Source organism: Azospirillum soli (assembly GCF_017876165.1).
Taxonomy (GTDB): domain Bacteria; phylum Pseudomonadota; class Alphaproteobacteria; order Azospirillales; family Azospirillaceae; genus Azospirillum; species Azospirillum soli.
In genome coordinates, this window is record NZ_JAGINQ010000004.1 from 155,526 (window position 1) to 168,761 (window position 13,236).

The 13,236-nt window shown below is 66.1% G+C and carries 10 protein-coding genes; 2 read left to right on the forward strand and 8 right to left on the reverse strand.

Annotated features, from left to right (window positions below):
• Positions 1-55 precede the first annotated feature (55 nt).
• From tsf to dnaE, 4 genes are all read right to left on the reverse strand, one after another.
• Complete coding sequence (tsf, locus tag J2852_RS08410; protein WP_209873777.1) at positions 56-985, reverse strand: translation elongation factor Ts; 930 nt, start codon at positions 983-985, stop codon at positions 56-58.
• 114 nt (positions 986-1,099) lie between these two features.
• On the reverse strand, positions 1,100-1,885 hold the full coding sequence (rpsB, locus tag J2852_RS08415) for a 30S ribosomal protein S2 (protein ID WP_209873780.1): 786 nt from the start codon (positions 1,883-1,885) through the stop codon (positions 1,100-1,102).
• A gap of 233 nt (positions 1,886-2,118) precedes the next feature.
• Positions 2,119-3,480 (reverse strand): hypothetical protein, encoded by a 1,362-nt coding sequence (locus J2852_RS08420; protein ID WP_209873784.1) that lies wholly within the window; start codon positions 3,478-3,480, stop codon positions 2,119-2,121.
• A gap of 199 nt (positions 3,481-3,679) precedes the next feature.
• The gene (gene dnaE / locus J2852_RS08425; RefSeq protein WP_209873787.1) at positions 3,680-7,162 is read right to left on the reverse strand and encodes a DNA polymerase III subunit alpha; all 3,483 of its coding nucleotides are present in this window, start codon (positions 7,160-7,162) and stop codon (positions 3,680-3,682) included.
• A 178-nt stretch (positions 7,163-7,340) separates the two neighbouring features.
• Here dnaE and J2852_RS08430 point away from each other — a divergent pair, with 178 nt between their 5' ends.
• Both J2852_RS08430 and J2852_RS08435 read left to right on the forward strand, forming a co-directional pair.
• A complete protein-coding gene (locus tag J2852_RS08430; RefSeq protein WP_209873788.1) occupies positions 7,341-7,940 on the forward strand; it encodes a hypothetical protein in 600 nt (199 codons plus the stop codon).
• A 72-nt stretch (positions 7,941-8,012) separates the two neighbouring features.
• Entirely contained in the window at positions 8,013-8,891 is an 879-nt protein-coding gene (locus J2852_RS08435; RefSeq protein ID WP_209873790.1) for an EamA family transporter, read from the forward strand.
• Between the two features lie 5 nt (positions 8,892-8,896).
• On the opposite strand, the gene J2852_RS08440 is transcribed toward J2852_RS08435, so the two are convergent.
• The 4 genes from J2852_RS08440 to proS all read right to left on the reverse strand — a co-directional run bounded on the left by J2852_RS08440 (position 8,897) and on the right by proS (position 13,203).
• A complete protein-coding gene (locus J2852_RS08440) occupies positions 8,897-9,754 on the reverse strand; it encodes a dienelactone hydrolase family protein (RefSeq protein WP_209873792.1) in 858 nt (285 codons plus the stop codon).
• A 66-nt stretch (positions 9,755-9,820) separates the two neighbouring features.
• Positions 9,821-10,516, reverse strand: coding sequence for an ABC transporter ATP-binding protein (locus tag J2852_RS08445; protein WP_209873794.1), 696 nt, complete (start codon positions 10,514-10,516; stop codon positions 9,821-9,823).
• Positions 10,509-11,756, reverse strand: coding sequence for a lipoprotein-releasing ABC transporter permease subunit (locus tag J2852_RS08450; protein ID WP_209873796.1), 1,248 nt, complete (start codon positions 11,754-11,756; stop codon positions 10,509-10,511). The genes J2852_RS08445 and J2852_RS08450 overlap by 8 nt, the downstream gene beginning before the upstream one ends.
• 133 nt (positions 11,757-11,889) lie before the next feature.
• Positions 11,890-13,203, reverse strand: a complete 1,314-nt coding sequence (gene proS / locus J2852_RS08455) for a proline--tRNA ligase (RefSeq protein ID WP_209873799.1) — start codon at positions 13,201-13,203, stop codon at positions 11,890-11,892.
• Positions 13,204-13,236 lie beyond the last annotated feature (33 nt).

Genomic DNA, 13,236 nt, shown 5'->3' on the forward strand with positions numbered 1-13,236 from the left:
AGGGTTATCTCCCGATTGTTGGTGTGAAGGTGTAGCGCGGCGACTTGGCTCGTCTTTACTTCTGGCCGGCGGCCGCGGCGACCTCGGCGGCGAAGTCGGACTCGGCCTTCTCGATGCCCTCGCCCAGCGCGTAGCGGACGAAGCCCGTGAGCTTGACCGGCGTGCCGATTTCCTTGGCAACGTTCTCGACCACCTTGCGGACCTTGGTCTCGCCGTCGATCACGTAGGTCTGCTCCAGCAGCACCACTTCCTCGTAGTACTTGCGGATGCGGCCTTCGAGCATCTTCTCGACGATGTTCTCCGGCTTGCCCGAAGCGCGGGCCTGCTCGGCCAGCACGTTGCGCTCACGCTCGAGCGCCGAGGTATCGACGTCGGCGATGTCCAGGGCGTCCGGACGGGCGGCGGCGATGTGCATGGCGATCTGCTTGCCCAGCTCGGCCAGCTTGGCGGCGTCACCGGTCGACTCTAGGGCGACCAGCACGCCGATCTTGCCGAGGCCCGGCGCGATGGCGGAGTGGACGTAGGAGACGACGACGCCGGCCGGAACCGACAGGCGGACCGAGCGGCGCAGGTTCATGTTCTCGCCGACGGTGGCGATCAGGCTGGTCAGCTCGTCCTGGACGCTGTGCGAGGTGCCCGGATAGGCGGCCTGCTTCAGGGCCTCGACGTCGCCCGTGCCGGCCAGGGCCAGCTCGGCGGCCTTGGCGGAGAAGGCCTGGAACTTGTCGTTGCGGGCGACGAAGTCGGTCTCGGCGTTCACCTCGACGACGGCACCGACGGTGCCGGCGGTGGCGACGGCAACCAGACCCTCGGCGGCGACGCGGCCCGACTTCTTGGCGGCGGCGGCGAGACCCTTCTTGCGCAGCCAGTCCACGGCGCCCTCGAGGTCGCCACCGGTCTCAGCCAGCGCCTTCTTGCAGTCCATCATGCCCGCGCCGGTCTTCTCGCGCAGTTCCTTGACGAGCGAGGCGGTAATCTCGGCCATGTTTCGCCCTCTTCCTTCCGAACGGATCCAAGCGGATCGGGTTGTCGCTATCAACTCATAAAAAAGGCAGCCGGGCCAAAGGTCGTAAGGCCCGGCTGCCCCGTATTACCGGGATCAGGCCTGAGCTTGCTCGGCCTCGGCCCCTTCCTCTTCCGGCAGCTGCTCGGCCGGGGCGTCCTCACGGGCGCCGACGTCGATGCCGGCGGCGCTCATCTCAGCCTGCAGGCCGTCCAGCACCGAGCCGGAGACGAGGTCGCAGTACAGGTCGATGGCGCGCAGCGCGTCGTCGTTGCCCGGGATCGGGAAGGCGACGCCGTCCGGATCGGAGTTGCTGTCGATCACCGCGATGACCGGGATGCCCAGCTTGTTGGCTTCCTTGACCGCGATCGACTCCTTGTTGGTGTCGATGATGAACAGCACGTCCGGCAGGCCGCCCATCTCCTTGATGCCGCCCAGCGCGCGCTCCAGCTTGTCGCGCTCGCGGGTCAGCTCCAGGATCTCGCGCTTGGTCAGGCCCGAGGTGTCGCCGGCCAGACGCTCTTCCATTTCGCGCAGGCGCTTGATCGACTGGGAGATGGTCTTCCAGTTGGTCAGCATGCCGCCGAGCCAGCGGTGGTTGACGTAGTACTGACCGCACTTCGACGCGGCCTCGGCGACACGCTCCTGGGCCTGGCGCTTGGTGCCGACGAACAGAACGCGGCCGCCGCCGGCGACGACGTCACGGACGGCCTGCAGGGCGCGGTGCAGGGCCGGGACGGTCTGCTCCAGGTCGATGATGTGCACGCCGTTGCGCACGCCGAAGATGTACGGGGCCATCTTCGGGTTCCAGCGGCGGGTGTGGTGGCCGAAGTGGACGCCGGCTTCGAGCAGCTGGCGCATGGTGAAGGACGGAATAGCCATTTGGAAAAACTTCCTTTTTCCGGTTGCTCCGCCGCGGGCAATGTCCTGTGACAGGACACCGGATCGGGCCATCGGGTAAAGCCGAGGGTCCGCCAGCCCGCGTGAGGTTTTGACGACGGCGCTTACATAGCTTGGCGAATAGGGTTTGGCAACAGCGTTGGAAGGAAAAGGCAAATGGGAACGCCCCCACGCGGTGGTCGGGACCGTCGCGTGGGGGGCAGGATTTCCGGCGCTCAGACGTCGGTGCGCGCCGATAGGTTGCCGCCAACCAGGGAGAAGATTCCGAGCATCGCCGCCACGAAGCCGACCATGAAGAACTGGAGGTCCAGCATTTTCGGAATGTCCTGCAAGAGCGTGTCCCGGTCGGTGACGCGTTGCATGTCGATCGGATCGGGAATCGGCAGCCCTTCGGTGGCGGAAATCACGTCGGCGATCTCACCGGCCATCAGCGCCGACCCCGGCCCCGTCAGATGCAGGTTGTCGAGACCGAAGAAACCGCCGTGCTTGAAACCGCCCAGCGCCCCGAGCGGGAGGTTGCTGAGCCGCACCTTGGCCTTGCGCAGCTTGACCCAGGTCTCGTCGACCTCTGCCTCGCAATCGTGCTTGCGATCGTGACGGCTCGACAAGGCGTAGCAATCGACGGCATGCACCCGCGACGGCTCCGGCATAGCCGCGCGGAAGGCGGCGAAGGCGCGCTGGTTGATGTCCTTGATGTGCTCGTCGAACACGCGCATCTCGGCGCCGGACATCCCGCCCAGGAACCCAAGACGCCCCACGTAGTTCGAGAAATAGCCGGAACAGCCGGGCGATGGCTCCGAATAGTCGGCCCTGGTCCAGAGATTCCCCACGCAACGGGGGCGGACAAGCGAATTGACGTAAATGCGTTCGACATGGGGCACATGAGGCGCAAGGGCCTCCCCCAACTTCTGCATCAGGCCGGGAATTCGGTCGATGCTCTCCGCGAAGTCACTGTATTTCGCGGTCAGGCAAGCGCGGAACAGCCCTTCGTTGCTGCCGATGTTGATGAGCAGGCGCTTGGGCCGGCGCAATCCCACAAGTTCGACGGGCGTGACGTAGGCCAGCTCATCGATGCCCGCAGGGTTGAGAAGGAAGGCCGTATTGAGGGCGTAGTACAGGTCGCCTTTGGCCTGGATGCCCAACGGCCCCGTGCGCACGACCTCGTTCACGAGCGGATCGATGGTCGGAAAATGCTTCGCGTAGGTGTCGGTGAAGAGGCCGCCGATGGTTGCGCCCGCGTTCGACACGTTGTCGAAGAACGGCCGTTTGGACCATCCGTGCGGCGCCGCGCTCATCCATTGCCCGGCGTTCGTCAGAATCTTGGTGTGCAAGTCCTTCAGGTCGATGACGCCGCTGCGGAACATCGCCTCGATGTCGAACAGCACCGGTCGTGGATAATCCGGCGTGATGAGGGGCCAGTTGAAGGCGTCGGCGACCTGCGCCGGTGGCGAGAGCTCGGCGAGAGGCGCGAAAATGCTGAGCGAGCGCACCCCGTTGAACAGCGAGTCCCCGATGGCCATGAGCTCCGGCCGCCGATAACCGTCCAGCAACGGGTGATCGAAGCTGATATCCGCCATATCTCCCTCCCCTTGTTTGGCCAGGTCGGGAAATAGTGCTACAGGTCAACAGTTTTCGAACAGTCCGAAAACGGTATTAGATCCCCCTCCGTTATTTGGGAACGGAGGGGGCGAATGCATACCGCAGTATGTCGTTACTGGAACGCCCGGCCTGATTCAATGACTGTGTTCGCCTTTCGTAGAAGGTCGGACACAACGGTCACAACTCCACCACCTCCACCACACCCGGCACGGACTTCAGCGCGGCGCGGCTCTGCGAGGAGATTGCGAAGGCGCCGGGAAGCTGGATCTCAACCTCCTTCAGCGGGTCGATCTCGACCAGAAGGTGGATTTTGCCCTTCCCTTTCCCAAGCCGGTCCAGCATCGCCTTGATGCTGTCAACCGGCTGGGCGTCGCGCAGCACCACCTTCAGCCCGTCGGAGACCTGCGCGACGGCGTCCTCCAGCGGCTTCACCTCCTGGCAGGTCAGGCGGATTTCCTCGCCGTTCATCTGGGCGTCCACGCTCATCAGAACGGGGCGCCCCGCCTCCAGAAGCTCGCGGTTGCCGGCCAACACCTCGGAGAAGCAGGTGACCTCGTATCCGCCGGAGGCGTCCGACAATTCCACGAAGGCGAAGCGGTTGCCGGACTTGGCGGTCTTCTCCTTCCGGCTGACCACGATGCCGGCCATCTTGTAGCGGGTGGAACCACCGCGCGACATGGCCTGGGTCAGTTCCGCCGACTTCACCACCTTCATGCGCCCAAGCGGGCCGGAGAAGGCGTCCAGCGGGTGGGCGGAGAGATAAAAGCCGATGGCGCCAAACTCGTGCTTCAGCTTCTCCAGCGGCTCCCAATCCTTGACCTTAGGCAGGTCGGGTTCCTTCAGTCCCCCGCCACCGCCGCCGAACAGGTTGCCGATGCCGCTCTCGCGCTCGGCCGTCTCCGCCTGGGCGTAGCGGATCAGCGTCTCAAGGGCCGCGTGCACCTGGGCGCGGTTGGGGTTGATCTCGTCGAAGGCGCCCGCGCAGGTCAGGTTTTCCAACTGGCGCTTGTTGATGGTCTTCAAGTCCAGGCGCCGGGCGAAATCGAACAGGCTCTTGTAGGGGCCGTTCTTCCGGCGCTCCTCGACCACCGCCTTCATGGCCGGCAGGCCGACGCCCTTCACGGCGGCCAGCGCGTAGCGCACGGCCTTGCTGCCGTCGGGTAGAACCTCCACTCCAAAGATGGAATCGGACTTGTTGATGTCCGGCGTCAGCAGCTTGATCTTGAGGCGCGCCAGCTCCTGCCGGAAGACGTTCAGCTTGTCGGTGTTGCCAAGGTCGAGCGTCATCGACGCTGCCATGAACTCCACCGGATGGTTCGCCTTCAAATAGGCCGTGTGATAGGCGACCAAAGCGTAGGCGGCGGCGTGCGACTTGTTGAAGCCGTAGCCCGCGAACTTCATGACCTGATCGAAGATCATGCTGGCCTGATCGGGGTCCACCCCGCGCCCGGCGGCACCATCGCAGAAGATCTTCCGCTGGGCGTCCATCTCCTCTTTGATCTTCTTGCCCATGGCGCGGCGCAGAAGATCGGCGCCGCCCAGCGAATAGCCGGACAGCACCTGGGCGATCTGCATGACCTGCTCCTGGTAGATCATGATCCCGAAGGTCTCCTTCAGGATCGGCTCCAGGGCCGGGTTCATGTAGTCGGCCGGTTCCTCCCCGTTCTTGACCTTGATGTATTTGGGGATGTTGTCCATCGGGCCCGGCCGATACAGCGACACGAGCGCGATGATGTCCTCCAGCCGGTTCGGCTTCAGGCGGCGCAGCACGTCGCGCATGCCCGAACTTTCCAGCTGGAACACGCCGGTCGATTCCGCCCGGCCCAAAAGCTCGTAGCTCTTAACGTCGTCCAGCGTGACGGTGGTCAGGTCCGGCTTTTCCGGAATCAAGTCCACCGCCGTCTTCAGCACGGTCAGCGTCTTCAGGCCCAGGAAGTCGAACTTCACCAGACCGGCCTGCTCCACATACTTCATGTTGAACTGGGTGACCGGCATGTCCGAGCGCGGGTCTCGGTACAGCGGCACCAATTCGTCCAGCGGGCGGTCGCCGATCACCACGCCGGCGGCGTGGGTCGAGGCGTGGCGGTACAGCCCCTCCAACTTCAGCGCGATGTTGATGAGGCGGGCCACCGTCTCGTCCCCGTCGCGGGCTTGGCGCAGCAGTTCCTCGCTGTCCAGCGCCTGTTGCAGCGTGACGGGGTTGGCCGGGTTGTTCGGCACCAGCTTGCAGATCTTGTCCACCTGCCCATAGGGCATCTGCAGCACGCGCCCCACGTCGCGCAGCACGGCGCGGGCCTGGAGCTTACCGAAGGTGATGATCTGCGCGACGCGGTCGTAGCCGTATTTGTCCTGGACGTAGCGGATCACCTCTTCGCGGCGGTCCTGGCAGAAGTCCACGTCGAAGTCGGGCATCGACACGCGTTCGGGGTTCAGGAACCGCTCGAACAGCAGGCCAAACCGCAGCGGGTCGAGGTCGGTGATGGTCAGCGCCCAGGCGACGACGGAGCCCGCGCCCGAACCGCGCCCCGGCCCCACGGGAATGTCGTGGTTCTTCGCCCATTTGATGAAATCCGACACGATCAGGAAGTAGCCGGGGAACTTCATCTTCACGATGACGTCCAGCTCGAACTCCAGACGCTCGAAGTAGGTCTTGCGCGTTTCCGCGCGCTGCTCCGGCGTCATGTCGGGCGTGTAGACGACCTTCTCCAGCCGCATTTCCAGGCCCTCGCGGGACTGGGCTCGCAGTTCCTCGTCCTCCGTCCGGCCGGCTTCGGTGGGGAAGGCGGGCAGGATGGGCTTGATCGGCTTCAGCAGGAAGGAACAGCGACGCGCGATGGCGACGGTGTTGTCCACCGCCTCCGGCAGGTCGGTGAACAGCAGCCGCATCTCCTCCGCCGACTTGAAGCGGTGGTCGGGGGTCAGGCGGCGGCGCTCGGTCTGGCTGATGTAGGCGCCCTCGGCGATGCACAGCAGCGCGTCGTGCGCCTCGTACATGTCCTCGGTCGCGAAATAGCAGTCGTTGGTGGCGACCAGCGGCAGGTCGTGGGCGTAGGCGAGGTCGATCAGCGCCGGCTCGATGGCGTCCTCAATCACCTGGAAATGGTCACGGTGCCGCTGAAGCTCCACGTACAGCCGGCCGGGGAACAAAGCCTTCAGCCGTTCCAGCACGTCGAGCGCCAAATCCTTCTGCCCCTCGCCCAGCAGGCGCCCGACAGAGCCCGCCGGGCCGCCGGTCAGTGCGATCAGCCCGCCCGAATGCCCCTCCAGCGCCTCCAGCGGCACCTGCGGGCCGGCCATGGGGTCCGACTCCAGGAAGGCCTTGGAGACCAGCTTCATCAGGTTCCGGTAGCCCTCCTCCGTCTGGCAGAGCAGGACAAGCTGGTCGGGGGTCGAGGCCGCCTTGCCCGGAACACCGGGCTTCGTGTTGGCGGGGACGACTCGGGTGATGCCCAGCACCGTGCCGATGATCGGCTGCACGCCCGAATCGTATGCGGCCAGCGCGAATTCCAGCGCGCCGAACAGGTTGCCGGTGTCGGTCACCGCGACCGCCGGCATCTGCTGCTTGTGGCAGAGCTTGACCAGCTCCTTCACCTTGATGGCGCCCTCGGACAGGGAATAGGCGGAGTGGACGCGCAGATGGATGAAGTCGGCGTGCGGCATGATCGGGTGTGGCACCGGGTCGGCGGTTCGGGGTCGTTGCCTGGGATTGGTCGCGCATCCGCCGCCCACAAATCAAGGGACCAAGCGAAGTCACGGCCGCAGGGGTGACAAGCATCGCCGATCGGCGGGCTTTGTGCTATCGAAAGAGGGAGTGCCACGACGTGAGGTGAAGGTCTCGATGCGCCGCCCCCGCTCCGGTCGCACCGCCGCGGTGCTGGCCGTCGCCCTTCTCGCCGCTGCCCTTCTTGCCGCTTGCCAGACCACCCAGCCTACCGCGTCCACCGCTCCCGCTCCGGCCGCACCGCGCATCACGAACAGCTCCGGTCTGTCCGAAGCGCCGGGCCGCGTCGTCGCGCAGAACAAGGGTTGGGTCGTGCGGGCGCATCCGGCGACCAAGACCGGCGCCGCCTACTGTTTCGCGACGCGCGCGGATTCGTCCTCGCCCCTGTCCTTCCGCGCAACGGCCAAGGGTGCCGCCATGCTGGTGAACGGCGACCAGCACGCCCAGCCGGCGGAGGACCGGGACGCTAAGCTGATGGCCATGTTCCCGGATGGCGAGAAGGTGGCGCTGGAAGCCAAGCCGCTGCCGAACGGCGGCGTGATGGTGCCGGTCGAGCTTCCCAGCTATGAGGATCTGTTCGAGCCTTTCATGCGGTCGAAGGCCGTCACACTCCACAGCGACTCCGCCAACGGTACGGTCGGCGACGTCAGCCTGGGCGGCTCTTCCTGGGCGCTCAACGCACTGGACGAATGCCGCATTCTGCACACGGACGGCTGACCTGCGCTGGGCGCAATTCCGTTGCAACCCCGGCGCGTTGACGCATGGGACAAGCGCCACTAGCCTCCCTTAATGCGCACCAGCCACATTGCCCTGGCGGTTTCCGTCGCCGCGATCTGGGGCTTCAATTTCGTCGCGATCAAGGTCGGGCTGAAGGATTTTCCGCCGATCCTGTTCTGCGCCCTGCGGTTCGCGCTGGCGGCGCTGCCACTGCTGTTCATGGGCGTGCACCGTGGGCCGCCGGTGCCCTGGCGCTTCATTCTGGGAATCGGAATGGTGCTGGGGGTGGTGAAGTTCACGCTGCTCTTCGTCAGCATGGATGTCGGCATGCCGGCGGGCCTGTCGTCGCTGGTGCTGCAATCCCAGGCCTTCTTCACCGCTCTGTTCGCCGCCGTGGCGCTGGGTGATCGGCCGGGGCCGAAACAGTTGGTCGGCATGGCCGTGGCCTTTTCGGGCATCGGCCTGATCGCCACGGACATGCCCGCCGGCAACTCCCTGCTCGGTCTGGCGCTGGCCATCGCGGCCGCCGCCGCCTGGGGCGTGTCGAACATCCTGATGAAGCAGGCCAAGGCGCCGGACCTGTTCCGCATGATGCTGTGGGTCAGCGTGGTGCCGCCTCTGCCGCTACTGGCACTGTCCCTGACGCTGGAAGGGCCGGAACGCGTGGCCCACGCTTTGACGACCCTGACGCCCGTCGGCGTCGCCTCGGTGGCCTACATCGCCTTCGGCGCCACGTTGTTCGGCTTCGCGGCCTGGGGCTTCCTGCTGCGGCATTACCCGGCCAGCCTCGTGGCCCCCTTCTCGCTGCTGGTGCCGATCTTCGGCATGAGTTCCAGCGCGCTTTTGCTCGGCGAGGATTTCACGCCGGTGAAGCTGGCCGGCGCTGTGCTGGTGTTCACTGGTTTGGCGGTGGCCGTGCTGAAGTTGCCACGGCCGGCCACCGCCCGATAATCCGGTTACCCCAGGTTCTTCTTCAGGAACTCCACCGTCCGGCCCCAGGCCAGGCCGGCCGCCTCCTTGTTGTAACGCTCGGCCGAGGTGTCGTTGTGGAAGGCGTGGTTGACGCCCTCGTACATGTGGATTTCGTGCGACACGCCGGCCTTCTTCAACGCCTTCCCGTAGGCGGGAACGTTGGCGTTGATGCGCTGATCCAACCCGGCGTAGTGCAACTGCAACGGCGCCTTGATCGTGCCGACCAGCGCGGGATCGGCCGTCGGGCCGTAGAAGGCCACCGCCGCCTTCAGATCCGGCGCCTTGATGGCGAGGCGGTTGACCATGCCGCCGCCCCAGCAGAAGCCGACCACGCCGACCTTGGCGTTCGAATAGCGGTAGGCCATCAGGTGGCTCATCGCCGCGATAAGATTGTTGACCGCCTTGTCGGCGTCCAGTTGCCCGATCAGTTCGCGCGCCCGGTCCGGGTCCTGCGGCGTGCCGCCGAGCGGGGCCAGCAGGTCGGGCGCCAGCGCCACGAACCCATCGGCGGCGAGGCGGCGGGTCACGTCCTCGACATAGGGGTTCAGGCCACGGTTCTCGTGGATGACGATCACCGCCGGGGCCTTCTCCGCCAGCTTCGGCCGGGCCAGATAGCCGCCGACGTCGCCGGTCGCCCCCTGGAAGGTGATGCGCTCCGCCGCGATTCGCGTGTCCTCGGCCGTCACCTGGGCGGCCAGCGCGTAGTTCGGCTCGATCTGCGCCAGAATGGCGGGAATGGCCGTGGCACTGCCCACCAGCACCGCCAGCCGTTCCAGGAACACCCGGCGCGGCAGCGGCTTGTGGGTGTACTCGTCGTAAAGGTCGATGATCTTCTGGTCCACGTCTCACCCCTCTAACGTTTTCAGAAGTGTGGCAACGCACCCCCGGACTGACAATCGGCCTTTCGCTCACGAATGCGTGGGGACGTGCTCCACCAGCAGGCCGTCGCGCATCTCCAGCACCCGGTCCATGCGCTGCGCCAGTTCCAGATTGTGCGTGGCGACCAGAGCCCCCACCCGCGCCTGCCGGACGATCGTGGTCAGCATGGCAAAGACGTGCTCCGCCGTGTGCGGGTCGAGGTTGCCGGTCGGCTCGTCGGCGATCAGCAGGCCGGGCGCGTTCGACAGCGCGCGGGCGATGGCGACGCGCTGCTGCTCGCCGCCCGACAGGCGCGACGGGCGGTGCGTGGCGCGCGCCTCAAGCCCGACCATGCGCAGCAGCTCCATGGCCCGGTCCTTGGCGGTGCGCTTCGCCACGCCGTTGATCATCTGCGGCAGCACGATGTTCTCCAGCGCGGAGAACTCCGGCAGCAGGTGATGGAACTGGTAGACGAAGCCGATGGCGCGCCGACGCACCTCGGTCCGCTTGCCGTCGTCCAGCTTCGACACGTCGGTCCCGGCGATGCGGACGGTGCCTTCCGTGGGGCGCTCCAGCAGGCCGGCGATGTGCAGCAGGGTGGACTTGCCGGCGCCCGACGGGCCGACCAGCGCCACCAGCTCCCCCGCCCGCACGGTCAGCTCGGCGCCGCGCAGCACCTCCAGCACCGTCCCGGCCTGTTCGAAGGTGCGGACGATTCCCGACAGTTCCAGCATCGGCTCACTCATAGCGCAGGGCCTCCACCGGATCGAGGCGGGCGGCCCGCCAGGACGGGTAGACGGTCGCGGCGAAAGACAGGCCCAGCGCCATCAGCGCCACCTGGGTCACCTCGCCCCAGTCGATCTTCGCCGGCAGCTGCGACAGGAAATAGATCTCGGCGGAGAACAGGTTTGTGCCGGTCAGCGCCTGAATGCCCTGCCGGATCGTCTCGATGTTCAGCGCGAAGGAGATGCCCAGGATCAGCCCCAGCACCGTCCCCGTCACCCCGACCGAGGCACCGGACAGGAAGAAGATGCGCATGATCATGCCACGCGTGGCGCCCATGGTGCGCAGGATGGCGATGTCGCGCCCTTTGTCCTTCACCAGCATGATCAGGCTGGAGATGATGTTGAACGCGGCCACCATGATGATCAGCGACAGGATCAGGAACATGACGTTCCGTTCGACCTGAAGGGCGGTGAAGAAGCTGGCGTTCGACTGCTGCCAGTCCACAACGCGCCCCACCCCGGCGACCGCCGACTGAATCGCCTCGCGCGCCGGGCGGATCTGCGTCGGGTCATGGACGAACACCTCAAGCGAGGTCACCGCCTCGCCCGTGCGGAAGAAGGCCTGCGCCTCCGCCAAGGGCAGGAAGATGAAGGTGTTGTCGTATTCGAACATGCCGACGTCGAAGATCGCGCCGATGGGATAGCTGCGCATACGCGGCACGGTGCCGAAGGCAGTCACGTTGCCCTGCGGCGCGATCAGGGTCAGCTGATCGCCGACCGACAGGCCCAGGCGCTGCGCCATGCGCGCGCCGATGGCGATTCGGTCCTCGCCGAACTGCTCCGCCGAACCGCGCACGATGTTGCGCGCCAAGGTCGGCCGCACCCGGAAATCCTCCGGCGGCACACCGCGCACCACGGCGCCGGAGGCCACGCCGCGCACGGAGACGAGCGCCTGCCCCTCCACCGTCGGCGTGACGGTGAGGACGCCCGGCACACCGCGCAGCCGTTCGGTCAACTCCTCATAGCCGGGCAGCGGCCCGCCGCGCACGTTGTAGACGTTCAGGTGTCCGTTCAGGCCAAGCACGCGGCCCAGCAGTTCCGCCCGGAAACCGTTCATCACCGCCATGACGATGATCAGCGTCGCCACGCCGAGCGCGATGCCCAGCAGCGAGAATCCCGCGATGACCGAGATGAACCCTTCCTGCCGACGCGCCCGGAGATAGCGCATCGCGACCATGCGTTCGAAGGCGGAGAAGATCATGCGTGTCCTCAGGCGATGCGTCGCCACGGGGAAAAGGAAAGGCGGCGAGCCAGTGGCCCGCCGCCTCGCAACATAGGTGCTTAACCGTGGCAGGAAAAGGGCGACGATTGCGCGCGCGCTCTACCCCAGTCGGCTACTTGGTGAGCTTCGCCAGCGCGCTCTCGACCGACAGCTCTTCCTTCTCACCGGTGGCGCGGCGCTTCAGCTCCACGACGCCGTTCTTCAGGCCACGCGGGCCGACGACCAGCTGCCACGGCACGCCGATCAGGTCCATGTCGGCAAACTTCGCGCCCGCCCGCTCGTCGCGGTCGTCCAGCAGCACGTCCAGACCGTTGGCGCGGAGCTTGTAGTACAGCTCGTTGCAGACGCGGTCGCTCTCGGCGTCGCCGACCTTCAGGTTCACAATGCCGACGTTGAAGGGCGCCACTGCGTCCGGCCAGATGATGCCGTTGTCGTCGTGGCTGGCCTCGATGATGGCGCCCATCAGGCGCGACACGCCGATGCCGTAGCTGCCCATCTCGACCGGGATCGACTCACCGCCCGGACCGGCGACGACGGCGTTCATCGGCTTGGAGTACTTGGTGCCGAAGTAGAAGATATGGCCGACCTCAATGCCGCGGGCGGAGACCAGATCGCTCTCCGGCACCGGGCAGGTGGCGGCGTCGTGCTTCTCGTCGGTCGCGGCGTAGATCGAGGTGGTCTTGTCGAAGAAGGCCTGGAGATCCTCGTCGAAGCCCGGCGCGTTCTGCAGCACGTCCAGGTTCATCCAATCCTTGTGGCAGAAGACGCCGCTTTCGCCCGTCTCGGCCAGGATGATGAACTCGTGGCTGAGGTCGCCGCCGATGGGGCCGGTATCGGCGCGCATCGGGATCGCCTTCAGCCCCATGCGGGCGAAGGTGCGCAGATAGGCCAGGAACATCTTCTGGTAGGCGCGCTTGGCGCTGGCCGGGTCGATGTCGAAGCTGTAGGCGTCCTTCATCAGGAACTCACGCCCGCGCATCACGCCGAAGCGCGGCCGGATTTCGTCCCGGAACTTCCACTGGATGTGGTAGAGGTTCAGCGGCAGCTGACGGTAGCTCTTCACGAAGGCGCGGAAGATGTCGGTGATCATCTCCTCGTTCGTCGGGCCGAACAGCATCTCGCGCTCATGACGGTCGGTGATGCGCAGCATCTCCTTGCCGTAATCGTCGTAGCGGCCGCTTTCCTTCCACAGCTCCGCCGACTGGATGGTCGGCATCAGCAGTTCCTGGGCGCCAGCGGCGTCCTGCTCCTCGCGGACGATCTGCTCGATCTTCTTCAGAACCCGGTGGCCCAGCGGCAGCCAGGCGTAGATGCCGGCGCTCGTCTGCCGGATCATCCCCGCCCGCAGCATCAGGCGGTGCGAGACGATCTGCGCCTCGGTCGGGGTCTCCTTGAGGGTGGGCATGAAGAAGGTGGACAGCCGCATGGCTCTGCTCTCGGTTTCGAGGGTTTTGGTGCC

Bases quoted from the DNA above. Each gene is read 5' to 3' on its own strand.
- tsf (WP_209873777.1), bottom strand. From the start codon at position 985: ATGGCCGAGATTACCGCCTCGCTCGTCAAGGAACTGCGCGAGAAGACC.
- rpsB (WP_209873780.1), bottom strand. From the start codon at position 1,885: ATGGCTATTCCGTCCTTCACCATGCGCCAGCTGCTCGAAGCCGGCGTC.
- J2852_RS08420 (WP_209873784.1), bottom strand. From the start codon at position 3,480: ATGGCGGATATCAGCTTCGATCACCCGTTGCTGGACGGTTATCGGCGG.
- dnaE (WP_209873787.1), bottom strand. From the start codon at position 7,162: ATGCCGCACGCCGACTTCATCCATCTGCGCGTCCACTCCGCCTATTCC.
- J2852_RS08430 (WP_209873788.1), top strand. From the start codon at position 7,341: ATGCGCCGCCCCCGCTCCGGTCGCACCGCCGCGGTGCTGGCCGTCGCC.
- J2852_RS08435 (WP_209873790.1), top strand. From the start codon at position 8,013: ATGCGCACCAGCCACATTGCCCTGGCGGTTTCCGTCGCCGCGATCTGG.
- J2852_RS08445 (WP_209873794.1), bottom strand. From the start codon at position 10,516: ATGAGTGAGCCGATGCTGGAACTGTCGGGAATCGTCCGCACCTTCGAA.
- J2852_RS08450 (WP_209873796.1), bottom strand. From the start codon at position 11,756: ATGATCTTCTCCGCCTTCGAACGCATGGTCGCGATGCGCTATCTCCGG.
- proS (WP_209873799.1), bottom strand. From the start codon at position 13,203: ATGCGGCTGTCCACCTTCTTCATGCCCACCCTCAAGGAGACCCCGACC.